Source organism: Ensifer sp. MJa1, from assembly GCF_037026475.1.
In the GTDB taxonomy this organism is placed as follows: domain Bacteria; phylum Pseudomonadota; class Alphaproteobacteria; order Rhizobiales; family Rhizobiaceae; genus Ensifer.
In genome coordinates this window covers 298,063-321,955 of record NZ_JAKUMO010000002.1, presented here as the reverse complement: position 1 = coordinate 321,955, position 23,893 = coordinate 298,063, and the positions used below count along the sequence as shown (strand labels likewise).

The 23,893-nt window shown below is 63.7% G+C and carries 26 protein-coding genes; 17 read left to right on the top strand and 9 right to left on the bottom strand.

The genetic code is table 11. From position 1 onward, the window contains the following. Nucleotides 1-40: 40 nt before the first annotated feature. Genes MKZ91_RS04230 through MKZ91_RS04220 form a run of 3 tightly spaced genes read left to right on the top strand, consistent with a single transcriptional unit; the run spans nt 41 to nt 2,531 of the window. The gene (locus MKZ91_RS04230; RefSeq protein WP_336168282.1) at nt 41-1,144 is read left to right on the top strand and encodes an alkene reductase; all 1,104 of its coding nucleotides are present in this window, start codon (nt 41-43) and stop codon (nt 1,142-1,144) included. Beyond that, on the top strand, nt 1,141-1,518 hold the full coding sequence (locus MKZ91_RS04225; protein ID WP_336168280.1) for a hypothetical protein: 378 nt from the start codon (nt 1,141-1,143) through the stop codon (nt 1,516-1,518). Before MKZ91_RS04230 ends, MKZ91_RS04225 begins: the two co-directional genes overlap by 4 nt. Further along, the gene (locus MKZ91_RS04220) at nt 1,515-2,531 is read left to right on the top strand and encodes a zinc-binding alcohol dehydrogenase family protein (protein WP_336168278.1); all 1,017 of its coding nucleotides are present in this window, start codon (nt 1,515-1,517) and stop codon (nt 2,529-2,531) included. The genes MKZ91_RS04225 and MKZ91_RS04220 overlap by 4 nt, the downstream gene beginning before the upstream one ends. Before the next feature lie 55 nt (nt 2,532-2,586). Here MKZ91_RS04220 and MKZ91_RS04215 read toward each other — a convergent pair whose 3' ends face one another. Further along, nucleotides 2,587-3,081 (bottom strand): GAF domain-containing protein, encoded by a 495-nt coding sequence (locus tag MKZ91_RS04215; protein WP_336168595.1) that lies wholly within the window; start codon nt 3,079-3,081, stop codon nt 2,587-2,589. Between the two features lie 231 nt (nt 3,082-3,312). On the opposite strand from MKZ91_RS04215, the gene MKZ91_RS04210 reads away from it, so the two are divergent. Next, complete coding sequence (locus MKZ91_RS04210) at nt 3,313-3,744, top strand: arginase family protein (protein WP_336168276.1); 432 nt, start codon at nt 3,313-3,315, stop codon at nt 3,742-3,744. Nucleotides 3,745-3,787: 43 nt separating this feature from the next. Here the strand turns inward: MKZ91_RS04210 and MKZ91_RS04205 are convergent, their stop codons facing one another. Further along, nucleotides 3,788-4,810, bottom strand: coding sequence for a serine hydrolase domain-containing protein (locus MKZ91_RS04205; protein ID WP_336168273.1), 1,023 nt, complete (start codon nt 4,808-4,810; stop codon nt 3,788-3,790). Between the two features lie 98 nt (nt 4,811-4,908). After that, entirely contained in the window at nt 4,909-5,481 is a 573-nt protein-coding gene (locus tag MKZ91_RS04200) for a TetR family transcriptional regulator (protein ID WP_336168271.1), read from the bottom strand. Nucleotides 5,482-5,567: 86 nt separating this feature from the next. On the opposite strand from MKZ91_RS04200, the gene MKZ91_RS04195 reads away from it, so the two are divergent. From MKZ91_RS04195 to MKZ91_RS04180, 4 genes are all read left to right on the top strand, one after another. Next, nucleotides 5,568-6,476 (top strand): SDR family oxidoreductase, encoded by a 909-nt coding sequence (locus tag MKZ91_RS04195; protein WP_336168269.1) that lies wholly within the window; start codon nt 5,568-5,570, stop codon nt 6,474-6,476. Nucleotides 6,477-6,622: 146 nt separating this feature from the next. Then, a complete protein-coding gene (locus MKZ91_RS04190; protein ID WP_336168267.1) occupies nt 6,623-6,877 on the top strand; it encodes a hypothetical protein in 255 nt (84 codons plus the stop codon). A 330-nt stretch (nt 6,878-7,207) separates the two neighbouring features. Next, complete coding sequence (locus MKZ91_RS04185; RefSeq protein ID WP_336168594.1) at nt 7,208-8,197, top strand: murein L,D-transpeptidase family protein; 990 nt, start codon at nt 7,208-7,210, stop codon at nt 8,195-8,197. A 137-nt stretch (nt 8,198-8,334) separates the two neighbouring features. Continuing rightward, a complete protein-coding gene (locus MKZ91_RS04180) occupies nt 8,335-9,183 on the top strand; it encodes a L,D-transpeptidase (protein ID WP_336168265.1) in 849 nt (282 codons plus the stop codon). A gap of 47 nt (nt 9,184-9,230) precedes the next feature. Here MKZ91_RS04180 and MKZ91_RS04175 read toward each other — a convergent pair whose 3' ends face one another. Both MKZ91_RS04175 and MKZ91_RS04170 read right to left on the bottom strand, forming a co-directional pair. Then, the gene (locus tag MKZ91_RS04175; RefSeq protein WP_336168264.1) at nt 9,231-9,947 is read right to left on the bottom strand and encodes a L,D-transpeptidase; all 717 of its coding nucleotides are present in this window, start codon (nt 9,945-9,947) and stop codon (nt 9,231-9,233) included. A 184-nt stretch (nt 9,948-10,131) separates the two neighbouring features. Then, nucleotides 10,132-10,887, bottom strand: a complete 756-nt coding sequence (locus tag MKZ91_RS04170; protein ID WP_336168262.1) for a L,D-transpeptidase — start codon at nt 10,885-10,887, stop codon at nt 10,132-10,134. A gap of 114 nt (nt 10,888-11,001) precedes the next feature. Between MKZ91_RS04170 and MKZ91_RS04165 the strand changes: the two genes are divergently transcribed. The 3 genes from MKZ91_RS04165 (at nt 11,002) to MKZ91_RS04155 (ending at nt 13,688) form a co-directional block, all read left to right on the top strand. Beyond that, complete coding sequence (locus MKZ91_RS04165; RefSeq protein WP_336168260.1) at nt 11,002-11,664, top strand: response regulator transcription factor; 663 nt, start codon at nt 11,002-11,004, stop codon at nt 11,662-11,664. Continuing rightward, a complete protein-coding gene (locus MKZ91_RS04160; RefSeq protein ID WP_336168258.1) occupies nt 11,664-13,031 on the top strand; it encodes an ATP-binding protein in 1,368 nt (455 codons plus the stop codon). Before MKZ91_RS04165 ends, MKZ91_RS04160 begins: the two co-directional genes overlap by 1 nt. Nucleotides 13,032-13,253: 222 nt before the next feature. Beyond that, the gene (locus tag MKZ91_RS04155) at nt 13,254-13,688 is read left to right on the top strand and encodes a GFA family protein (protein WP_336168256.1); all 435 of its coding nucleotides are present in this window, start codon (nt 13,254-13,256) and stop codon (nt 13,686-13,688) included. Nucleotides 13,689-13,751: 63 nt separating this feature from the next. On the opposite strand, the gene MKZ91_RS04150 is transcribed toward MKZ91_RS04155, so the two are convergent. Further along, nucleotides 13,752-15,434, bottom strand: a complete 1,683-nt coding sequence (locus MKZ91_RS04150) for a SulP family inorganic anion transporter (RefSeq protein ID WP_336168254.1) — start codon at nt 15,432-15,434, stop codon at nt 13,752-13,754. Between the two features lie 354 nt (nt 15,435-15,788). On the opposite strand from MKZ91_RS04150, the gene MKZ91_RS04145 reads away from it, so the two are divergent. Continuing rightward, nucleotides 15,789-16,106, top strand: a complete 318-nt coding sequence (locus MKZ91_RS04145) for a potassium channel family protein (RefSeq protein WP_336168592.1) — start codon at nt 15,789-15,791, stop codon at nt 16,104-16,106. Between the two features lie 55 nt (nt 16,107-16,161). Here the strand turns inward: MKZ91_RS04145 and MKZ91_RS04140 are convergent, their stop codons facing one another. The 3 genes from MKZ91_RS04140 to MKZ91_RS04130 form a co-directional block, all read right to left on the bottom strand. After that, on the bottom strand, nt 16,162-16,764 hold the full coding sequence (locus MKZ91_RS04140) for a nitroreductase family protein (RefSeq protein WP_336168252.1): 603 nt from the start codon (nt 16,762-16,764) through the stop codon (nt 16,162-16,164). A 47-nt stretch (nt 16,765-16,811) separates the two neighbouring features. After that, a complete protein-coding gene (locus MKZ91_RS04135; RefSeq protein ID WP_336168250.1) occupies nt 16,812-17,021 on the bottom strand; it encodes a hypothetical protein in 210 nt (69 codons plus the stop codon). A 285-nt stretch (nt 17,022-17,306) separates the two neighbouring features. Then, nucleotides 17,307-17,564, bottom strand: coding sequence for a hypothetical protein (locus tag MKZ91_RS04130; protein WP_336168248.1), 258 nt, complete (start codon nt 17,562-17,564; stop codon nt 17,307-17,309). Nucleotides 17,565-17,607: 43 nt separating this feature from the next. On the opposite strand from MKZ91_RS04130, the gene MKZ91_RS04125 reads away from it, so the two are divergent. The 5 genes from MKZ91_RS04125 (at nt 17,608) to MKZ91_RS04105 (ending at nt 23,880) form a co-directional block, all read left to right on the top strand. Beyond that, on the top strand, nt 17,608-18,507 hold the full coding sequence (locus MKZ91_RS04125; RefSeq protein WP_336168247.1) for a LysR substrate-binding domain-containing protein: 900 nt from the start codon (nt 17,608-17,610) through the stop codon (nt 18,505-18,507). 124 nt (nt 18,508-18,631) lie between these two features. After that, the gene (locus tag MKZ91_RS04120; protein ID WP_336168245.1) at nt 18,632-19,456 is read left to right on the top strand and encodes an N-formylglutamate amidohydrolase; all 825 of its coding nucleotides are present in this window, start codon (nt 18,632-18,634) and stop codon (nt 19,454-19,456) included. Further along, nucleotides 19,453-21,336, top strand: coding sequence for a flavohemoglobin expression-modulating QEGLA motif protein (locus MKZ91_RS04115; protein WP_336168243.1), 1,884 nt, complete (start codon nt 19,453-19,455; stop codon nt 21,334-21,336). Before MKZ91_RS04120 ends, MKZ91_RS04115 begins: the two co-directional genes overlap by 4 nt. Before the next feature lie 8 nt (nt 21,337-21,344). Continuing rightward, nucleotides 21,345-22,391 carry a glutathione synthetase gene (locus tag MKZ91_RS04110; protein ID WP_336168242.1) on the top strand — a complete coding sequence of 349 codons (1,047 nt, stop codon included), beginning with the start codon at nt 21,345-21,347 and terminating at the stop codon, nt 22,389-22,391. A 202-nt stretch (nt 22,392-22,593) separates the two neighbouring features. Next, nucleotides 22,594-23,880 carry a sugar MFS transporter gene (locus MKZ91_RS04105; protein ID WP_336168241.1) on the top strand — a complete coding sequence of 429 codons (1,287 nt, stop codon included), beginning with the start codon at nt 22,594-22,596 and terminating at the stop codon, nt 23,878-23,880. Nucleotides 23,881-23,893: the final 13 nt, after the last annotated feature.

Sequence of the window (23,893 nt, the reverse complement as noted above, 5' to 3'; positions counted from 1 at the left end):
ATGTCTGCCTCCCCCCGCGCTCTTCACAAAGGAATTGCTCATGTCACCGACACTTTTCTCCCCAATCTCGCTTGGTCCGCTGACATTGCCGAACCGCATCGCGCTTGCGCCGATGACACGGGCACGCAGCAGCCAGCCGGGCAACGTGCCCAACGCGCTGATGGCTAAGTATTATGCCCAGCGCGCCTCGGCCGGCCTCATCGTCACCGAGGCCGCGCAGATCTCGCGGCAAGGGCAGGGATACTCGTTCACACCCGGCATTCATTCCCCCGAGCAGATCGCCGGCTGGCGGCTCATCACCGACGCCGTGCATCGTGCCGGTGGCCGCATCGTCTTGCAGCTCTGGCACGTCGGCCGCATGAGCCACGAGAGCTTCCAAGCGGATGGCCGCCCGGTCGCGCCGTCTGCGATCTCGCCGGACGCCAAGGTCTGGGTGGCCGATCCGAAAACCGGCGTCGGCATGATGGCCGACAGCCCCACCCCGCGGGCTTTGGAAATCGGCGAGATCGCCGGCATCGTCGATGATTTCCGAAAGGCGGCCGCCAATGCGATCGCTGCTGGTTTCGATGGCGTCGAGATCCACGGCGCCAATGGCTACCTGGTCGACCAGTTCCTGCGCCGCTCTTCCAACCGGCGCGACGACCAGTATGGCGGCCCGAGCGAGAACCGTATCCGCTTCCTGGTGGAGGTTGCCGAAGCCGTCGCCTCGGAAATCGGCGCGTCGCGTGTCGGCATGCGGCTTTCGCCCTATATCACCCAGCGCAATATGGCCGATGGCGAAATCATACCGACCACGCTGCTTGCCGTGCGGGCGCTCGACCGCATCCGCCTTGCTTACATCCACCTCGCAGAGGCCGACTGGGACGACGCTCCGTCGATCCCGGACGATTTCCGCCGCGACCTTCGCGCCGCCTTCTCCGGTCGGATCATCGTCGCCGGCCGCTATGACAAGGACAGGGCGTCTGACATTCTCGCGAAGGGCCTTGCCGACATCGTCGCCTTCGGCCGTCCGTTCATCGCAAATCCCGATCTGCCCCGCCGGCTGAAGGAAGGATTGCCGCTCGCAGGCTTCGACGGCGCCACGCTTTTCGGCGGTAGTGCCGAGGGCTACTCTACCTACTCAGCGCTGGAGGACGCCGCATGATCGGGCCATTGACGGAGCGGGAACGGGCAGAGGCCGCTATCAACGACCGCATCGGCACCGAACTCGTGCTCGAAGGCGAGGGTTTGCGCGTCTGGCACCTGCGGCTTAAGCCCGGCGAAACGCTTTACCCCCATCGCCACGACCGACCGTATTTCTGGACGGCGCTGACCGACGGCACCGCGCGCTCACGTTCGGGCGACGGCAAGGTCACCGACGTCGTCTACCGCGCCGGCGATACGCGGCACTTCAGCGATCTGATGCCCGAGACCGCCTTCGTGCACGATCTGACCAACACTGGCGATGCCGAACTCGTCTTCGTCACCGCCGAATTCACGCCCAATGACCATTCGTCCGCCACAAGGAGCAAGCCATGAAAGCCGTCGCCCTCACCCGCTATCTGCCGGTTTCCGACCCTGAGTCTTTCCTCGATGTCACCCTGCCGAAACCGGCGCCTGAAGGACACGACATCCTCGTTGCCGTCGCCGCCGTCGCCGTCAATCCGGTCGACGTCAAGATGCGCGCGCCGAAGGACAAGGTCGAGGAGACACCGCGCGTGCTCGGCTGGGATGCGAGCGGCGTGGTCGAGGCGGTCGGCCCCGATGTGACGCTGTTCAAGCCCGGTGACCACGTCTACTACGCCGGCGACCTGACCCGGGCGGGTTCAAACCAGCAGTACCAGTTGGTGGACGAACGCATCGTCGGCCGCAAGCCGAAGAGCCTTTCCTTTGCCGAAGCCGCAGCCCTGCCGCTGACGACGATCACCGCCTATGAGGCATTCTTTGACCGGCTCGGGATCGACCGGGACGGCGCGGATCGCGGCCAGTCGATCCTGATCGTCGGCGGTGCCGGCGGTGTCGGCTCGATCGGCATCCAGCTTGCCAGGCGCGCCGGCCTGACCGTCATCGCCACGGCCTCGCGGCCGGAGACTATCGCCTGGGTGAAGGAACTCGGCGCCGATCACGTCGTCAGCCACCGCGAGCCGCTGGTGGCGCAGGTCCGCGCACTCGGCTTTCAGCATGTCGACCACGTCGCGATCTTCAACGACATGCGCCACTGGGACGCCGCCGTCGAACTGATCCGCCCGCAGGGCGGCATCGTTTCGATCGACAACACCGACGTGCCGATGCCGATGGCCGGCATGAAGACCAAGGCGGCGAGCCTGCATTGGGAATTCATGTTCGCCCGCCCGATGCATCAGACGCCCGACATGATCGAGCAGCATCGTCTGCTCTCCTTCGTCGCCGAGGAGATCGATGCCGGACGGCTGAAGACGACGCTTGCCGAGGTGCTGTCGCCGATCAATGCCGAGAACCTGCGCGAAGCCCATCGCCGCATCGAGACCGGCGCGGCCAAGGGCAAGATCGTCATCGAAGGATTTGGCGGCTAGCGTCGGCAACACCGCAGTCAGTATTGCCGATGAGCAAGCGGCCCGGCGAACCGGCTTAAGCGAAATCGCTCGCTGCGAGGTAGATCGCGGCGAGCGCCTCGAAGCCGACCTCGTCCTCCGCGTCGAACCGGCCCGCAGTGGGACTGTCGAGATCAAGCACGCCGAGCACCTTGCCGTCCTTGATCAGCGGCACCACAAGCTCGGAACGGGACGCAGCATCGCAGGCAATGTGCCCCGGAAAGGCATGCACGTCCGGAACCAGCATCGTTTGCCCCAGCGCCACCGCACTGCCGCAGACGCCCTTGCCGACAGCAATGCGCACGCAGGCGACCTTGCCCTGGAACGGCCCGAGCACCAGTTCGTCGTTCGAGCGCAGGAAGTAGAAACCCGCCCAGTTCAGATCCGGCACCAGATCGAAGACCAGTGCCGCAAGATTGGCGGCATTGGCAATGAAGTCGCGCTCGTCGTGCAGGAGGCCTGCGAGCTGGTCGGCTAGCTCGCGATAGAATGCGGGCTTGTCGCCGGCCTCGATGGTCTTGGTGGCAAACACTGTCTTACCTTTCAAATCTCGGCATCGAACCACCTGGCCTCTCGCCGAGCGGCTCGATCCGCCCACGGGAACCCCGGCCCATGTGGCTATTGCACAGCGATATCACCAGTGCCGGACAGGGCAAAATTGCGAAGGCGTAGCATAGTCGATATATCCATCCAGACATATCGGAACCATTTGCCGACCGTTCGTGCCAATTCCCCTCGTGCCTAAAGGTCACAACAAACCGTCATGCAAGCCGCGGCCTGCGGGCTCTGGGAAAGCGGCCACGGCAGCGGGCTGAACCCGGCACAAGTCGTCATTGTCGGCGTGCGCGACATCGATGGACCGGAAGCGTTACTGATGCAGCAGGCCGGAGTGCGCAAGCTTTCGCCTGACGAAGCGACGGCCGAAACTGTCCTTTCGATCATCGGCGACAAGCCTGTCTGGATCCACGTCGACTGGGATGCTCTGGAGCCCGGCAACGGGCCAGCCGCCTACGCCATTGCCAATGGCCTCCAGCCAGAGAGGCTGCGCGCCATTTTCGAAGCGATCCCGGAAGCGCAAATTGCCGGCATCGAGCTCGCCGAATTAGAGGCGTCACGGGATCGGTCCAGCGACGCGGCCGCCATCGACTGCCTGCTGGAGATCGTATGGCCACTCGCAGGGACCCGGAAAGCCTAGGAGGACCGGCCGGCACGCAAAGGCGACGCGCCGTCGCGGTTTCTCAGCCGTCCGTTTCGGGACTGGCTTTCACCGTCGTGACGATTTCGCCAAGGACCAAATGCAACGCGTCGCGGTAGCCGTTGCGGGCGGATGGCCCGCTCTCGGCCGAGGTCATCACCACTGTCAGATCAAGGCTCGGGATGATGTAGAGCATCTGGCCGCCATAGCCCCAGGCGAAATGCACAGTCTCGCCGGCGATCTGGCGGGTGAACCAGCCGTAACCGTAGCTGTCACCGGAGAAGCGCGAATTGGTGCGGTGCTGCCAGGAGGCTTCGACCCATGCCGGCGAAACGAGCTGTTGTCCTGAAGCTGTGCGGCCGCCATTGCGGTAGAGTTCGCCGAAGGCAAGCAGGGAACGGGGGCTCATGGCCATCTGATTGCCGCCGAGATAGATGCCTTGCGGGTCGCGCTCCCAAGCGCCGATGCGAAAGTCGTCGAGCGGTCCAAGCCATTCGCGCGCAAGCGTGAGCGTCGACTGGCCGCTGACCTTCGTCAGGATCGCCGAGAGCAGATGGGTCGAGGCGGTGGAATAGAGCATCTGGCCACCCGGATCATCGTCGAAAGGCTGGGCGAGTGCGGTGCGCACCCAGTTACGGCTCGCAACCCATCGGCCGTAGTTCGGACCCGAGAGGCGCCCGAGCCCAGCCTGCATCGACAAGAGGTTGCCGATGGTGATGTCGTTGATGCGCGGATCGGGCGATGCCGGCAGATCGGCCTTGAGGATTGGGGCAATCTTCTGGTCCGGCCCTTCGAGCAATCCCTTGTCGATGGCGATGCCGACCAGCGCCGAGATGATCGATTTCGACGCAGACTTGATGTTCGTCGGGGCCGTTATCCGGTTGCCACGGTAGCCGCGTTCGGCGAGGACCGCACCGTCACGGGCAACGATCACGGTCTTCAACGGGCTGAGATCCGGACGCTCTCCTAGCGCATAAAGGAGAGCCGAAACCGGCGCCGGCGTCTGGGCCGCGGCTGGCAGGACGACAAGCATCAGGGCGAGGACTGCGACGACAAATCTGGTCATAGGACAGCATCTAAGACCGATGCGCGTCGCCGTCACCCGTCGCGGGGCCGGCTCACGGCGATTTGAAAGTCGGGTGAACGGTGACCGGTGGGAGCCGCTCAGGCCATCGGCTGTTGCGCGAAGGCGTCGACGAAGCGCCGAAGGCTTTGCTCAACGAACGCAGTGACCGGAACGCTTGGGTCGAAACTCCACCAGAGCAGCGATCCCTGCCATTGCGATGCCATCAGCAAGCCAAGGCCGGGCGCTGCCCGCGGAAGCCCCGCAAGGCATTCGTCGAGCACGTTTGAAAGCACGTCGCGCCACTTCGCGCCGCGGGCCCGCAGCAACGGATCGCGCAGGTCTTCCCGCAGGATCCGCAGATCGTCGGCGTAGCTGTCGATGCCGCCGTAGTCACCGGAGAGCCCGACGAGAAGCGCAATCGCGCCCTCGGGCGTTCGCGACACGCTTGCCATCAGTTCCGTCGTCTGGTGATCGAGCCCATCCCAGGCGTGCACGAGCGCACTCTGGATCAGCCTTGCCTTGTTGTCGAAGCGCTGCACCAGCGTGGCGCCGGAGAGGCCGGTCTTTGCGGCGAGCGCAGCAAAGGTCAGCCCCTCCGGTCCTTCCGCTCGCATGATCGTAAAAGCCGCTTTCAGCACGTCTTCGTCGGGCATTGTCTTTGGGCGAGGCATCTTGACTCTCATTTATAAACGAACAATCATTTATATATAAAAATTCCGAAAAACACCAGAGGCCACCTGGCCCGGAGGAGGACGTCATGACGCTTGACGGAAAGGTCGCACTTGTCGCTGGCGCCACGCGCGGCGGCGGCCGCGGCATCGCCGCCGAACTCGGGGCCGCCGGCGCCACCGTCTATGTCACCGGCCGCACGACAAGGCAGCAGCAATCCGACTACAAACGGCCCGAGACGATCGAGGAAACCGCCGAGATCGTCACCGGCCTCGGCGGCAAGGGCATTGCCGTTCAGGTCGATCATCTCGAACCCGCCCAGGTCAAGGCACTCGTCGATCGCATCCGCAGTGAACAGGGCCAGCTCGATATCCTCGTCAACGATGTCTGGGGCGGCGAATTGCTGTTCGAATGGAACAAACCCGTCTGGGAGCACAATCTGGAGAACGGCCTGAAGCTGCTGCGGCTCGGTGTCGACACGCACCTGATCACCGCGCACCACGCCCTGCCACTGATGATCGAACGGCCGGGCGGGCTGCTGGTCGAGGTGACCGACGGCACCGCCGACTACAACGCCGAGCATTATCGATTGTCCCCCTTCTACGATCTTGCCAAGGTTTCGGCCAACCGCATGGCCTGGGCGCACGCCAAGGATCTGGCCCCGCACGGCGCCACCGCCGTTTCAATCACACCGGGCTGGATGCGGTCGGAGATGATGCTCGAGCACTATCAGGTCCGCGAAGACAACTGGCGCGATGCGACCGCGAACCAGCCGCATTTCGTCATCTCCGAAACACCACGCTTCGTCGGCCGGGCAGTTGCGGCGCTTGCGGCAGACCCCGAAAAGGCCCGCTGGAACGGCCAGTCGCTCTCAAGCGGCGCTTTGGCTCAGGTCTATGGCTTTGACGACCTCGACGGCTCGCGCCCCGACTGCTGGCGCTACATGCGCGAGGTGATGGAGGCCGAAAAGCCGGCCGATGCCACCGGCTACCGCTGATCACAGGGCAAGCCTGCGTCGCACGCATCCAGAAAGGCGGCCTTGAACAGGAAGGCCGCCTCCTATAGTTCGAACGCAAGGCAACCAAATCGCCGCCGCGTCGAGCATCCGGATCGAGACAGCGGCGCTGTCGAGTGTGATAGACAATGGCATCGCGGGATCGGTACTCGAGAAAACTGGAATGCGCCAAGTGCGGGGCCTCGGGCTTTGCCGAAGCATCCGAGAACGACAGCGCCAAAGGCGGCAACCGCGGCTTTCTCATCGACCTCATGCCCAAGGGCTTCTCGACGGAGCGCACCTCCGCGGACCCCGCCAAACACATGATCCGCTGCCGCTGTGGCAACGTCTTCGCATTCAAGCAGAAGACCGTCTACGCCCCCGGCAGCGAGCCGCGCGACTAAGCCTCGCGGAAGTCCGCGTCTCCATGTTGAGAAAAAATTCACCATCTTGTCTCAACATCGTCTCAATCAGCGGGCAGCTAGAGCGCCGACATGCGTTCAAGTTTTGTTGATCGCCGAGGCTGACGGCAAAGGCTTGCGGACAGAGGTGCCACCGCTTAATCGCAGAAATTGACGCCGACAAACGCAATCTGCGGAAAGCCGGCTACCGCTCCGCTCGAGTTGCGTTTGAAGGCGGAAGCATTTCCAGGAGCCCGAATGCGGCGCGAGACGACAAAGAGCCCTTCTTCCAACAAGCCCATTGCCGGCAAGGTTTTCACGCAGTTGCGGCGGATGCGGCATGTGCTCGCGATCGGAGCGACGGCGCTTGCTCTGTCGGGCTGCATGGCGCTCGATGCCGATGACGTTCGCGAGCCGCCGCCAATCCCGGCCAAGCTGATTGCCGCAATGGCGAAAAATGGCAGCAAGCCCGAGAGCCCGGTGCTCGTTCGCATCTTCAAGCAGGAAAGCGAGCTGGAAGTCTGGAAGCAGAACAGCAAAGGCCAGTACGCGCTGTTGAAGACCTACCCCATGTGCCGCTGGTCGGGAAAACTGGGTCCGAAGATGAAGGCCGGTGACCGCCAGGCGCCGGAGGGCTTCTACCATGTCTCGGCCCGCATGCTGAACCCGAAATCGCAATATTTCCTGTCGTTTAACCTCGGCTACCCCAATCGGCTGGAATCAGCGCTCGGCTATACCGGCGAGGCGCTGATGGTGCACGGCGCCTGCTCGTCTTCGGGCTGCTACGCCCTGACCGACCAGGGCGTCGGCGAGATCTACTCCGTGGTCCAGCGCGCCCTTGCCGGCGGCCAGGGCAATTTCCAGGTGCAGGCCTATCCCTTCCGCATGACGGCGGAAAACATGGCCAAGCACCGTGGCGACCCGAATTTCGACTTCTGGAAAAACATCAAGCAGGGCTACGACATCTTCGCGGCGACGAAACGCCAGCCGAAGGTATCGGCCTGCGGCCGCCGCTACGTCTTCAACACCGAGTTTGCGGGTGGCGAGCCAACCGATCCGCTCGCCGACTGCCCTCCGGCCATGTCGACGCCCGACTCCGGGCTCGTGGCGAAGCTGCAGTCGGAAGATGCCAAGCTCGCGGGCCTGATGGCAAACCCGACGTCGGCACCGCTCAACGCCTATGTCGATGGCGGCATGCATCCGAGCTTCCGCGAACTTCTCGAGAAAAACGGCGCCGAAAAGCTGGCCGCAAAAATCTCGGGAACTAAGTATCCTATTAGCCGACCCGAAGCGGCACTGGCAGACCCCTATGCCGGCCTGTGATCGCTTGCCGGCCGGGGACGCGCTATCGGCTTGAGGCTCGATGGCGGCGCGCAGCAGTAAGAGGGCTACGGCGACCTTTGCCCGTCCAACAAGACGCGCGGCGCCGTAGAGCGAACAAGAGGACGACCGAGGTTCCCATGCCCGAACGAGAGATCCGCCGCCGCACCTTCCTGCAACTTTCCGCGGGGCTCGCGGCAGCCGGTCTTGCGGGCTGTGCCTCGACCCGGCCGACGGTGACCCGCTCCTATGCACCGGAGCCGGTGCCCGCGGCCAACACCTTCCTTGCGGACATGTACGGCGAAAAGCCGAATGAGCCCTATCCACTGCCGGCCATTCCCTACGAGAAGATCGATCCTCGTTTCTACCGCCAGATGGTGGCCGATCCGACCGGCGAAAAGCCGGGCACGCTTGTCGTCGACGTCGGCGGTCATTTCCTCTATCGCGTCTATGAGGGCGGCCAGGCAATGCGCTACGGCGTCGGGCTCGGACGTGCAGGTTTTGCCTGGGCCGGCCGCGGCGTCATCCAGTACAAGCGCGAATGGCCGCGCTGGAACCCACCGAACGAGATGGTGGCGCGCCAGCCGGAACTGCAGCAGTACAGCATCGACGCCGGCGGCATGGACCCCGGCCTCAAGAACCCTCTCGGCGCCCGCGCCATGTATATCTTCCAGAACGGCGAAGACACGCTCTTCCGCATCCACGGCTCGCCTGAATGGTGGACGATCGGCCAGTCGGTGTCCTCGGGCTGCGTGCGCATGATCAACCAGGACGTCGTCGACCTCTACAACCGGGTGCCGAACGGCACCCCGATTGTCGTCACCGACCTGTCCGGCGGCGGCATGGCCCAGACACTGCCGCAACCGCAGTACCAGCCGGTGCAACCGCAATACCAGCCGGTGCAGCCGCAGTACCAGCCGGAAGGGCAGCCGCTGCAGCAGTCTCCAAACTACATGCGGCTTGGCCCTGACGGACTTCCGGCGCTCTAGCGATCGACAGGTCCGAAGATGGCGGCAACGCCGCCATCTTCTGCCTCCTAAAGGACGAGCAGCGGCGTCTTGCCCCTGACCCGATCATAAAGGTCGATCGCGTCCTGCTGCAGCATACGCACGCAACCGGCAGACGCATTCTTGCCGATCGAGCGCCACTGCGGCGAGCCGTGGATGCGATAGAGCGTATCCTTGCCATCCTGAAAGATGTACATGGCGCGCGCACCGAGCGGATTGTCGAGACCCGGGTCCATGCCGCCGGCGTCGATGCCGTATTTCTTCAGGTGCGGCTGGCGCGCGACCATGTCATCCGGCACGGTCCAGCGCGGCCACTTGCGCTTCCAGTGCACGACGGCGCGCCCCTTCCAGGCGCGGCCGGCGGCACCGAGACCGACGCCGTAGCGGATGGCGCGGCCGCCGGGCAGCACGTAGTAAAGGAACATCGTCTGGGTATCGACGACGATCGAATAGGGCGGCTCGTTGGTGGTATAGGCCACTTCCTGGCGCAGGAACTGCGGTTTGATCTCCTGATACTGGATGCCCGGGACGTCGTAGCCTTCGTCCTTCACCGGGGCGTAGATCGTTGCATAGTCGAAGGTCTTCGTCGGCACACCCGCCGCATCGGCAGCCTTCTCCGGCGAACCGCCGTTACCGCCGACAGGCTCAATCAGCTTCGGCTTCGGTTCGGGTTTCGGGATCTGCGTGCATGCGCTCAAGACAGAGCTGGCGATCACCGCGAGCAGCGACCGGCGGGACAAATTCATCGACACTTTATTCTATTCCAGGTTGGAGATTTCGGTTGGGAGGGTCCGAGGGGAGGCCCAAGCCTGTTGGGCCGAACCGTGACCGAAATGTGGTGAAATGCACTGTTTGACGTGGATCGATTGCAGCCGCGGACACGCGATCTTGCAACTGTTGCAGAATTCCCGCGCTCACCATCATGGCCACCTATCCGACGGCCAGATCGCCCTTGGTCGGATCCGGAATGACGACGATGGTGCTGCCGTCGCGGACTTGGTCGTAGAGATAAACGACATCCTGGTTGAGAAGGCGGATGCAGCCCGACGACACCGCCTTGCCGATCGAATGCGCTTCGGGACTGCCATGGATGCGGTAGAGCGTGTCCCGGCCGTCGTTATGAATGTAGAGCGCCCGCGCCCCGAGCGGGTTGTTCAAGCCCGGCGGCATGCCGCCATTGGCGATGCTGTATGGGCTAAGTTTCGGCTGGCGCGCCACCATCTCGTCGGGCGGCGTCCAGCGTGGCCATTTGCGCTTGTAGGCAACCACGGCCCGACCCGACCAGGCAAAGCCCTCGCGACCGACGCCGATACCGTAGCGCATCGCCCGACCAGCTCGCAGCACGTGGTAGAGATACTTTTCCGGCGTATCGACGATCAGGGTGCCGGGCTTCTCGTCGGTCGGATAGTCGACCTCCTGCCGCCAGAATTTCGGATCGACCTCGACAACCCTAACCTCGGGGATCGGAAACTCTTCCTCGGGCATGGCGTAGTACATCGGCGGCACCGTACGCCGATCCGGAAGCGGCACCGCGGCAGGTGCAGTCACCACCGCCGGTGTCGGGCGTGCCGTCGCGCAGCCGGTGACCAACAGCGATGCCGCCCCGACAAGCAAGCTGCGACGGGTGAGCGTGATGCCGCTCTTGTGATCAGCCGTGGGTGAAGAAAGCTCGTTTGGTTCGGTCATATCGGGCATTCAACGATTCGATGGTTGCAATGCCATCTTGAGGGGAGTCCTACCTTAAGGCTGCCTTAAGGGAGGGATCCAAGAGTTCCGCTCGCAAAAATGTGAGGAATAACAATGCGGATCCTGATCGTCGAAGACGACGATATCTTGCGTGACGGCCTGAAGGTGGGGCTGGCGCTGGCGGGCTGCACCACCGATGCGGTCGGAACCTGCGATGAAGCGGCGACGGCGCTTGCCGCCAACGGCTTCGATGCTGTCGTGCTCGACCTGATGCTGCCCGACGGCTCAGGCCTCGACGTCCTGCGCGACCTGCGCGCCGGCCACAACGATATCCCCGTGCTTTTGCTCACCGCCCGCGACACCGTTCGCGACCGGGTGGCCGGCCTCGACAGCGGCGCTGACGACTATCTCGGCAAGCCGTTCGATCTCGACGAGGTTGCCGCACGGCTGCGTGCGCTGGCGCGGCGTTCCAGCGGCCGCGCGACCGCGGCACTCGAATGGTCGACGCTGAGACTCGATCCGGCACGGCAATCGGTGGAGCAGGCAGGCAAGCCGGTGCAGCTTTCACGGCGCGAATATTCAATCCTGCACATGCTGATGGCCCATCCAGGCGTCATCTTTTCCAAGGCCAAGCTCGAGGACAAGCTTTACGGCTGGCAGGAGGAAATCGAGAGCAACGCGGTCGAGGTGCATATCCATCACCTGCGCAGCAAGCTCGGTCCCGGCCTGATCGAGACGGTCAGAGGCATCGGCTACCGGCTGGGTGGCGCGGATTGATGCGGTCTCTGCGCACACGGCTCTTCGCCATCCTCCTGATCACCACCGGCTTGCTCTGGCTGTCGGCCACGGTCTGGATCTTCCTCAGCACCCGCGCCGAGGTCGAGCGCGTGCTCGACGCGCGGCTGATGGAAGCCGCGCGCATGGTCAATTCGCTGATCGTCAGCCAGGACATGATGAAGGACGATGGCGACGATCGTCTCGCCCAGAGCGCAATGAAAATCCCGGTGCTGGAACACCCGCATTACGACCGGCAGCTTTCCTGCCAGATCTGGTCGCTCGACGGCACGCTGATCGGCAAATCGGACAGTGCGCCCGACACGACACTTGCCGCGCACGCGACCGGCTTCTCCGAAACCGTCATCAACGGCGAGACCTGGCGCGTTTTTGCGGTCGAGAATGCCGGCCTCGGCGTGCGCGTGCTCGTTGGCGATAACCTGCGGATCCGCGACCGGCTGGTCAACGATCTGGTCAAAGGGCTGCTGTTTCCGGCGCTTTTAATCATTCCTCTGCTTGCCGTGCTGATCTGGCTGAGCGTCGGGCGCGGCCTGGCGCCGCTCCGGAAACTCGCTGGCGAGCTTGCGGCGCGGGAGGCCTCGGACCTGCATGCGATTGAGGGCCTGGGCGCGACACGCGAGATCGCACCCGTGCTGAAATCGCTGAACGGTCTCTTTGCCCGCGTCGCTGGCGCGCGCGAGCGCGAGCAGAACTTCATCGCCTTTGCCGCTCACGAACTACGCACGCCGCTCGCCGGCCTCAAGACCCAGGCCCAGGTCGCGCTCTCCAGCGATGACGACGCGACGCGCGAAAGGGCCCTCGGCCACATCGTTGCTGGCGTCGACCGCACCGGCAAGCTGGTGCGGCAATTGCTCGACATCGCCTCGGTCGAAGCAACCGAAGGCGGCAAGACGGTAAACACGTTCGATGTCGGCGAGATGCTCGCGGGCCTCATGGCCGAGTTGCGGGGCAACGGCACAGCGGCGGCAGGCATCAGCATCGATGAACGGCTCTTCGGTCTGAAGACCCGCATGGAACCGGAACTCTTTCGACTGGCCGCGCGCAATCTTCTGGAAAACGCGTTCAATCATTCGCCCTCCGGCACTGCGGTCCGTTGCGGTATCGAAAAACAAGCCGGCAGCCTCATCATCCTGATCGACGACGCCGGCCCCGGCATCCCCGAGGACGAGATGCCGCATGTCACCGAGCGCTTCTTTCGCGGGCGCTTCAAGACCACGGCCGGCAGCGGTCTGGGCCTCAGTATCGTCGAGCGCGCGCTTGATCGGGCCGGGGCAGACCTGCAATTGCGCAACCGCGCCGAGGGCGGCCTTTCAGCCCGCATCGTGCTGCCGCAAAGTCTCCTGCCATAGGCGCCATCCGCGGACCGGGCCAGCGGCCGCGACATCATAAGCGCTCTGTTCTTACGCCCGGCTGGATCTCTCGTCTCCGCCAAGCCGTCGGTCGGCGTGTTGCAAACTAGCTCGAAAGGAGGCGTTGACCTCTGGAACAGGCGTGAGACGCTGTCGCGTCATTCACACCGGTCATCCGCGAGGACCTGACCTCCGGAGAACACGCACCGGAAGGAGGAAGTCATGGCAGCGAACGGTAGCTTTAACGGAAAGTGCTTCTGCGGCGCAGTCGAGATCGAAGTGACGGGAGAGCCAGCCGCCATGGGTTTCTGCCACTGCTCCTCCTGCCGCACGTGGTCGGCCGGACCGGTCAACGCCTTCACGCTCTGGCCGCCGGAGAAAGTCAGGATCGTCAAGGGCGCCGACAATCTCGTCGGCTATCAGAAGACCGCGACCAGCGTGCGCAAGTGGTGCAAGGCCTGCGGCGGGCATCTCATGAACGAACATCCGCTCTGGGGTGTCACCGACGTCTATGCAGCAGTGCTCCCGGCGCTGGCGTTCAAGCCCATGCTGCATGTCAATTACCAGGAGACGGTGCTGCCGATGAGAGACGGACTGCCGAAATATCGGGACTTCCCGCCAGCCTTCGGCGGGACGGGAGAACTGATGCCGGAATGACTGGGGAAGCACGCGCTTGCGAGCGGCTCACATGCGGTCCGCTCGGTTTCCTTCGAGAAGTTTCTACAACGAGAGCTCAGCCGGAGCCGTGCTTGACAGATAGCGCTGCAGGGCGGTGCGCGTGTTGACGAAAAGGCGGTCGGGGCCAAGTTGGTCGGCAAATCCGGAGGCCCTGACATAGGCGAGCACGTCGGGGTTCAGTTCGGCCAGCCAGACACTGACGCCGTGACTGGCGATGCGGCGTTCGCCCTCCATCATCATCTGCAGGGCCGAATATTCGATGTCGAAGACGCGGCTCATGTCGAGCACGAGCACCCGCGGCTTCTGGGCGGCGACCAGTGCCTGGGCCTGATCGGCGACCTGCTGGGCGTTGGCAAAGAACAGCCGCCCCTCCGGTCTGAGGATCAGCAGCCCTTCGAAGGTTTCGTCATCCGGATGATCGGGCGACAGCGGGCGCAGCCGGTCGGTCCCGCGCTTGCGGCCAACGACGTAGACCTTCGCCGACGCCGCCTGGCGCGCCAGTCCAATGAAGGAAAGGATGATTGCGACGATGATGCCCTGGAGCGTACCGAAGAAGAGCACGCCGAGGAAGGCGGCAAGCGCCCACTGGAACTCCATTCGCCGGACCTTGCGAACCGACCAGAAATCCGCGGGCTTGATGAGGCCGACCGAGTAGACGATGACGATTGCCGCAAGAACGGCCTGCGGCAAAAGGCCGAGCAGCGGTGCCAGCACCAGCATGGTTGCGGCGGCGGCCGCCGCGGTCACCAGCGACGCCACCTGCGAATGTCCGCCGACCGCGCGCACGACGGCCGTCTGCGACGTGCCGCCACCCGCACTCATGGCGCCAAAGAAGCCGCCGGCAAGATTGGCAGCGCCGGTTGCAAGCAACTCGCGATTGGGCCGGATCGGCGGATCGGACGGGGCGGCAAAGGCACGACCGGCAGCGATGGTTTCGGTGAAGCTCATCAACGCGATCCCGAGCGCTCCGGGCAGAAGCTCCTGAGCCAGCCCGAGACTCGGAAGGGTGATCGATGGCAGCGAGCGCGGGATGAAACCGACGGTGGAAACCCCCAGCGCCTCCAGGCCGGCGAACCACGAAAGCCCGATGCCGGCGGCGACCGCCAGAAGCGGCGCCGGCGAATGCGGCCAGAGCCGCTCCAGTGCCAGCAGTGCGACCAGTGCCACACCCCCGATCGCCAAGGTCAGGAGCGACGTATCGGAGAGGTGACCAGCAATACCAAGGATGTCGCGGAAGAAGCCTTCCTTGGTGATGTGGATACCGAGCAGCTTCGGCACCTGATCAAGCACGATGACGAGGCCGATGCCGGCCTTGAAGCCGATCAAGACCGGCGACGAAATGAAATTGGCGACAAAACCGAAACGGAGCACCGACGCCAGCATCAAAAGCACGCCGGTCAATGCGGCAAGCGTCGCGGTTGCCGTGATCAGCTTGCCCGGATCGCCATCCGGCACCGCAAGTCCGAGTTGGGTGCCGGCAAGGATCGCAAGCGTGGTCGTCGAGGAAACGCTGAGCACTTTCGACGTGCCGAGCAGCGCGTAGACCATCATAGGCACGAAGGCCGTGTAGAGGCCAACGCTGACCGGAAGTCCGGCAACCGTTGCGTAGGCCATGGCCTTTGGCAGCACCACGGCGGCCGCCGTCAGTCCGGCAATCACGTCGAGCCGCAGCCCGGCGCCAAGGCCGCGATCATCGCCTGCAAACGGGTGCTCGTTCGATGCCATCCGGACCGGTCTCCGGTAGAAATATCATGAAGTTATCATAAGCGATAACATCGGGTCCGAGCCGTTGCAAGGAAGATCGCGCGTGATCAAAGAACGCGCGTCCCACTGCCTGCTGAGGGCCCACTGGCATCGTGAAAACCGGTGGGAGGCAACCGCTGGCTGCCTGACCGAGTTACGGCTATGGTGGCAATGCGTTGGGCAAGCGAGCCGAGAGAGGACGCCGTCTGTGGGGCCGAGGCCTGCACCCCATTGCCGGGGAACCGCCTTAACGGGATGGCCGGCACGATGGCTCTATCGACCGGCTAGAGGGAGGGTTGCGTGCCGAAAAAGGATGCCAGAGCTCATTCGAAACGAATGCGGCGCCGGTTCTTCTACGAGCTCTATGGACAGCTCCACCTATTGTGGCCGATCTTCTCCGCGATCCTCGTCACCATGGCCGGATCGGGTGTCGTCATCGGACGTATCGAGGACTGGCGGCTCGACGAAGCGCTCTATTTTACCTTCGTCACCGGCTTGACCATCGGCTACGGCGACCTCACCCCCAAACACCTGAGTGCCCGACTGCTGGCGCTCGTCATCGGCTGCTGCGGCATCGTGCTGACGGGTCTCGTCGCCGCCGTCAGCGTCCAGGCGCTGAACGCGACCAGCAAAGACGACGCTGACGATCGCTGACGATCGGGAGCGGGTGACATCGAATGCCCCGCTCCTTCGGTAGGCAAGCAACCGATCAGCCGGCGACGAACCGTCCTTCGGAGACGATCTGCGGGAGCGCCTTGCGCGGGCTCGGCTGCTCACGCTGTTGCAAGGCCTCGGGGAGCTGCGCCTTGTCGCCGAGACGGCCGATCGCGACCGCTGCCTCGATGCGAAAACTCTCCGGGACCTCGAGTTCGGCGCGGGCGCGGTCGTAGTCGAGCCCGGCCATGCCGTGGGCCTGCCAGCCGGAATGGGCCGCCTGCAGGGCCAGCGCGCCCCAGGCGGCACCGGCATCGAACGAATGCGTGTACGAAGGCACCTCTTCGCTGGCGCCCGGCGGCAGGAGCGATGTCTTCGACAGCACGAAGATCAGCGCCGAGGCCTTTTGTGCCCAGCTGCGGTTGAACTCGTTCAAGAGCCCGAGCAGCTTGTCCCAGCCGTCTGCCCCACGGCGCGCATAGACGAAATGCCAGGGCTGGGCATTGTAGGCAGACGGCGCCCAACGCGCGGCTTCGAGGATTTCGAACAGCTCGGCCTTAGAGATCTCTGCGCCGGAATAGGCCCGCGGCGACCAGCGTTCGAGGAAAAGCGGGTTGATTTCGTGATCGGCAATGCGTGAATTCACATGCAACGTCATGGGGATGTTCCGTTTGTCGGCGGCGCTTTGCCGTCATTTGAGGTTTGTCACGGGCGGCCGATCTCGTATCGATCGCAACGGCTTCGCATCGTCGACATCTCCTCGGAGAGTTCGGCGATACGGTCTCTGAGTTCATGGATCGTCCCGTCCTCGATATCGTCGACGCCGAAGCAGAAGCGCGCCTCGTGAAGCTCAAGCCGGCCCTGCAGAACCTCGCGGATTGCGCTCAAACGTTCATATTGCCTCAGCATGCTCATGTCAGACCTCATCTCAGCCAGCCGCCGCAGACTTGCGCCGACCGGGGGCATACCCAGGCTCGGTTGTCGACCGAGCACTTTTGAGATTATCTACTCAAACAGTAGATTAAAGGAATTCTGACCCAAAGAACCGGGGCGGCATGAAAAACTGCTCCGCCTATCGGTGCCGGCCAGGCCCCTTGCGGGAGGCCCTGTCCCCGATGAGCAAACGGCGACATCGGGCAGAGAGATACTTTCCATCGTTGGTGGACCCGGGCGATGGGAGGCTCGCCCGGGTTGGAAGTGTCATGTGAGCTGGTAGGTCTTCTCCTCGGGGCGGTTGCCATCAAGGAAACCCATGTCCCGCTTCAGATGATCCGAAAGGTTGCGAATGTCGACAACATCAGGTGCTCGGCGCTTGCGCGTGAACAGAAGCGCCAGCCACGAACGCACAGAAAAATCGTTTGTCGACGAAAAATCACGGACTTGAACGGTCGTCATAGCTGTCATCCTCTTCATCAATCCGTCTAATGGACGGACCTTGAAAATGGTGATGAACAGCATCACCTTCCAATCGAATATCGCGTAACATGCATAAGGCCATTTAATGCATAAGACACTTCCGCTCCCGCCGCTGACAGCGATACGCGTCTTCGAAGCGGTTGCCCGCCATGGGAGTTTCACCAAGGCGGCCGCCGAACTCGGCATGACCCAGGCTGCGGCCAGCTATCAGATCAAGGTTCTCGAGGACCGGATCGGTGCGCCACTGTTTCTGCGCCGGCCGCGCCAGATCGCGCTGACCGAGGTTGGCCAGCGGCTCGCGCCCGCCGTCACGCAAGCCTTTGAGCAGTTGAGCGAGGCCTATGTCACCGCACGCGGCGGTGCACAGGGAACATTGGTCATCAGCACGATCGCGACCTTCGCGTCCAACTGGCTGGCCCGGCGCCTCGGCTCCTTCCAGATCGCCCACCCGTCGCTTGCCGTCCGGCTGCAGACGGAACCCCATCTCGTCGACTTTACCCGTGAAGAGGTGGACATCGGCATCCGCTCGGGCGGTGGGAACTGGCCGGGGCTCGCATCCCACCGGCTGATCAACGCCGATTTCACTCCGATGCTCAGCCCCAGCCTTGCAGCAAGCATTGGCGGGGTAAAAGAACCGGCCGACCTCCTGCGCCTGCCGCTGCTCGATACGGCCGACCCCTGGTGGGCGGAATGGTTCAAAGCCGCGAATGTGGCGGCAGAGGGGCTTGCCAGCCGGCCCGGCAGCAGTATGGGCGCCCAAGTCTACGAGGGCAATGCAGCAGCGGCCGGCCAGGGCGTTGCAATCCTGACACCAGCATTCTTCGCGGCGGAACTCGCGGACGGACGCCTCGTCCAACCCTTCGACCTTCTCTGCAATGACGGCCACGCCTATTGGCTTGTCTATCCGGAGACCCGGCGCAATTCGCCGAAGATCAGCGCCTTCCGTCAATGGATCCTGGGCGAGATCGAAACGCCCGCCCGCTGAGGCGCAAGCGGCATGACGTGCCGTCCTGCGTTGCGAGTACCGATTTTCAGGCTTTGCCCGGAACCCCGAGCCCTGCCCGGGAGTTGCATCCCCGTAGCAGCGCCACGCGGCAACGGGAGCGAAGATGCAAAGCGAGCCGACCGATCGTCACCGCTCAGCCACGGAAAACGACTGGTGGACCACCTATCGCGGCGACAGCCCGATCGTCGCCACAGCGATCCACAATGGCCATGCAATGCGGCGAGATGCCCAAGCGCTGGTGGCTCTCTCGAACGAAGAGAGACGGCGCGAAGAAGACCCGTTCACCGAATTCATCATTCGGGACGTCACCAATCGCATCATCGTCCACCGCTCCCGCTTCGAGGTCGACCTCAACCGTACCCGCACGGGCGCCGTGTATCTCCAGCCCACGCAGGCCTGGGGTCTTGCCGTCTGGCGCGAGCAGCCGCCTCCCCAGCTGATCGAGGCATCGCTTGCCGTCCACGACGAGTACTATGCCATGCTCAAATCCACGCTGGCGGCGATCGAGCAGCGCCACGGGCGTTTCGTCGTTCTCGACGTGCATAGCTACAACCACCGGCGCCAGGGGCCGGAGGCCGAGCCGGCGCAGCCCGCCGAAACACCGGAAATCAACATCGGGACCGCGTCGATGAGCCGGGCGAAGTGGGCGGATATCATCGATGCGGTGATTTCGACGTTGAGCGCATCGAAAGTGTGTGGTCGAACCCTCGATGTGCGCGAGAATGTCGCGTTTCAGGGCCGCGGCGAGCAGACGCGTTTCATTCACGAACACTTCCCCGATAGCGGTTGCGCAATCGCGATCGAGTTCAAGAAGACCTTCATGGACGAATGGACCGGCAAGCCGGACCTCGAGGCGCTGCGAGCGCTGCGGACACTGGTCGCTTCGCTCGCCCCGGTCCTCACCGATGCGCTGGCAAGAAAGCGATGACCGAGCGGAGCGACACCCCTGCAGATGCCAACGAGCAGTGGCTCGTCGAGGCCATTGCCCGGCTAAAGGACGGCCGTGCCGTGCGACGAGATTTTGGCGGCGGCGGGCGGCTGCATATCGACCGTCTGCTTCCCTTCCTCTGCGTTCATCTCGTCGGGGATCGCCACCAGCCGGTCGCACGCGACATTGCCCAGGCCAACGCCGCTTATCTCCTGGCGCCGGACGAAGAGACGGCGACGCCGGTCATCGCCGCGGTCGGCCGGGTGATCGAAGAACACCTGGGCATGTTCCTGGTGCTTGAATTCGCCGAACTCGAAAGCGACGATCCGCCCGTAAGGGATGCCCCCTTCCTGCCACCCTTCCTGATCGAGGTTGTCACCGGGGCCAGTGCTGCGGAAAGAGCGGCGGCGAACGCCATGATCGAGACCGCTTCGACCATCGAAGGAAAGTTCCGAACCCCGCATGCGGCGCTTGTCGAGCGCGCGCGGGAGACAAGGGCCGAGAAAGTGGCCCTGCGGCTCGATTGTCCCTATCTCACCGTGCGCTTCGCGCCGATCTACTGCGAACCGGGCACGCGTCGCACCTATCCCCAATTGCGCGAGCGGCTGATCGCAAGCCTTTTCGATGCGGGCCTCAGGGCCGTCGCAGCCTTCGCCAGCGCCAGATCCGACGCCTTTCGGCTGCCAACACATCGGGCGTTTGGCCGCAAGGCCTTTGTCGATGCGGTCGTCAGGGCGGATCGCGGCATCGACGAGATCGCCTCGAGCTTCGATTTTCTGCTGGCGGTGACGCCGATCAACGCAGACGCTGCATGGGCGGAGTTTTCGTCGAGCGGCTTTTCTCTGAGCCCCCGCCTCTACTATCGGCCGCTGACGCTGCAAATCGAGATGGCCAAGCGTAAGCTCTTTTCGCTCAACTTCGAGCATCTCGAAGATCCACTTCTCTATGCACTCTATCGGGAGAAGCAGCAGGAGGTCGATCTGCAGCTTTCGATGATTTCCGCCCGTGAGACGCGAAAATTCGTCGAGCTCGGTCGCGCGCTCTATGGCCCGGTGGAAGCAGGACTCTTCAATGTCGCTGCCGAGATCCTCGCGCAAACCGCGCCGGAGGTCCGTTTGCCATCGGCGCCCGACTATAAGCGCGACTGCGACTACATTCGCGAACGCGCCCAGGCGATGATATCGGCCTATCGTCGGCAGTCGCCCGATTTCGCGGCCTCCGTTGAAGTGCGCGACGATTTGCCGGCCGGTCTGCTCGTCTCGCGCGGGCAGCTGCTGATCGCCCGAAGCTCAGCACTCGACGCCGATCGGGTTGAAGCGCTTCTCAGCCACGAGGTCGGCGTTCACCTGCTCACCTATTTCAACGGCTCGGCCCAGGGCCTCAGGATCCTGCGCTCCGGGCTTGCAGGCTATGAGGGCATGCAGGAAGGGCTGGCCGTCTTTGCCGAATACTTAAGCGCCGGCATGACCGTTGACCGGCTTCGCGTGCTCGCAGCCAGGGTCATCGGCTGCGCAGCCATGCTTGACGGCGCGACCTTGCCGGAGACCTACAGGCTGCTTGCCGATGACCATGGGTTTGCCAAGGCAGAGGCGTTCAACATCGCCTTGCGCATTCATCGCGGCGGCGGGCTGGTCAAGGATGCGATCTACCTGCGCGGCCTCCTGCAACTGCTCGCCCATCTGGCAGAAGGCGGCAGTCTCGAACCGTTCTGGATCGGCAAGATCGCCGCTTCACATTTCGGCGCGATCCAGGAACTCAGCTTGCGCGGCCTGCTTGGTGCCGCCGCTGTCCGCCCTCTCTTCCTCGATGACGTCAACGCGCGCGACCGACTTGAGCGGGCCCGCAAGGGCATCACCCCGCTCGACATGGTCGCAGACTAGGAAACCGGATGCGCATCGTCTTTCTCGTCAATTCCATCGAAGGTGAAGAAACCTTCTACGCAACGACGTCGCTTGCGCTTGCAGCGCTCGCCCGTGGACATGCGGTCTTCTATGCCACGCCAGGCGACTTCGTGCTTCGACCGGATGGCCGGCTGATGGTTCACGCCATTGGCCTCGGTGCGGCAAGGCCGCGCAAGGCCGAAACCTTTGTCGCGGCGCTCAGGGGCGACGCAACGGAGCGGCACGTGCTTGATATCGCCGATGTCCAGGTGCTGTTTCTCAGGAACGACCCATCGGAAGACGCCGGCCCGCGCCCCTGGGCCACACAGGCGGGCATCCTCTTCGGGCGGCTTGCGGCCGAGCGCGGGGCAATTGTCGTCAACGATCCCGACGGCCTGGCGCGGGCGCAGAACAAGCTCTATCTGCAAGGGTTTCCCGAAACCGTCCGGCCGACCACGCTGATCACGAAACATATTCAGGAGATCAGGGCCTTTGTTGACGCGCATCCAGAGGGCGTGATCCTGAAACCGCTGCAAGGCTCAGGCGGCAAGAACGTCTTCAAGGTCAGCTCCAGCCACGAGACAAACCTCAACCAGATCTTCGAAGCGGTCAGTGAGGCGGGCTACGTGATTGCGCAGGAATATCTGCCGGCCGCGATCGAAGGCGATGTGCGGCTGTTCCTGATGAACGGCCGGCCGCTCATGCGCGGCGATACCTATGCCGCGGTTCGGCGCGTGCCCGCAGAAGGCGATCTGCGCTCCAACATGCATGCCAACGGCAGGCCCGTTGAGGCGGTGGTGACCGCAGAAATGCTCGTTGTCGCCGAACAGATGCGCCCCAAGCTGGTACAGGATGGCATGTTTCTTGTGGGTCTCGACGTGGTCGGCGACCGGCTGGTTGAAGTCAACGTCTTTACCCCGGGCGCCCTTCCCGAAATCGCCGAACTCACATCCGTCGACTTCAGCGAGGATATCGTGATCGCGCTCGAACAGAAGCACGAGATCCGGCGCACCAATGGCGGTGCCCTTACCAATCGCGAGCTCGCGACGCTTTGACCTGAGCAAAGGTGCGACACGGTAGGTGGCGGGGGAAATCCGGCCTTTCACGCTGTCAAAGCGCGCCTCACGCGCTATAAGCCCCCCGCAGCCCCGGTGCCTTGGCGCCTCCCAAGCCAAGGCCGGGCCGCCGCCGGCGCGTCCATCGGACGTCCTCCCAAGACCCAAGCTCCGGCGTCAACGACATCAAGAGGTTCATCCATTGGCAGGTATCATCACCAAGGTCGCCCCGTCCGCGGGCGCGGCCGCAACCACGGCGACCGGTGCGACGGGTCATCGCTTCGCCCTCTTCGCACTCACCTCGCTGTTTTTCATGTGGGGCTTCATCACGTGCCTGAACGACATTCTCATCCCGCACCTGAAGAACGTCTTCTCGCTCAACTACACGCAGTCGATGCTGATTCAGTTCTGCTTCTTCGGCGCCTATTTCATCGTCTCGCTTCCAGCCGGCGCGCTCGTCAGGCGCATCAGCTATAAATGGGGCATCGTGCTTGGCCTTGTCATCGCCGCGATCGGCTGCGCGCTGTTCGTGCCGGCAGCAAGTTACCGCATCTATGCGCTGTTCCTCGGAGCCCTTTTCGTGCTTGCGAGCGGCATCACCCTGCTGCAGGTCGCGGCAAACCCCTATGTCACCGTGCTTGGCCCGCCCGATACCGCGGCAAGCCGCCTGACGCTCACCCAGGCGTTCAATTCACTCGGCACGACGCTGGCGCCGATGTTCGGCGCAACGCTGATCCTGTCGGCCGCAGTCGTCGCAACGGCAGGCGCGACACCGGAACAACTCGACGCCATGCGCCTCGCCGAAGCCAATGCAGTCAAGCTGCCCTATCTGCTGCTTGCCGCCGCGTTCCTGCTGCTTGCGGCGCTCTTTGCCGCCCTCAAGCTGCCGACCGTCGAGGTTCATGACGAGATCGAGCCGATAACCGATGGCGGGTCCGCCTGGCACTATCGCCACCTGGTCCTCGGTGCGATCGGCATCTTCGTATATGTCGGCGCCGAGGTCAGCATCGGCAGCTTCCTCGTCAACTTCCTGAACCAGCCCGACATTGCCGGCCTCTCGGAAGCCGAAGCCGCCCACTATGTCATGTATTTCTGGGGTGGTGCGATGATCGGCCGATTCATCGGCTCGGTGGCGATGCGCTTCGTCAACGACGGCAAGGCGCTGGCCTTCAATGCCCTAGCGGCGATCGCGCTGCTGCTCCTCACCGTCTTTGCCGGCGGCAGCGTCGCCATGTGGTCGGTGCTTGCGATCGGGCTCTTCAACTCGATCATGTTCCCGACGATCTTCAGCCTGGCACTCTACGGCCTTGGGAAATACACCAGCCAGGGCTCCGGCATCCTGTGCCTGGCGATCGTCGGCGGCGCCTTGTTGCCGCTGGTCCAGGGTGGTCTTGCCGATACGATCGGCATCCATCTGGCTTTCCTGATGCCGGTCGTCTGCTATGCCTACATCACCTTTTACGGACTGAAGGGCCACAAGCCGACCTGACGTAACAGGCCTG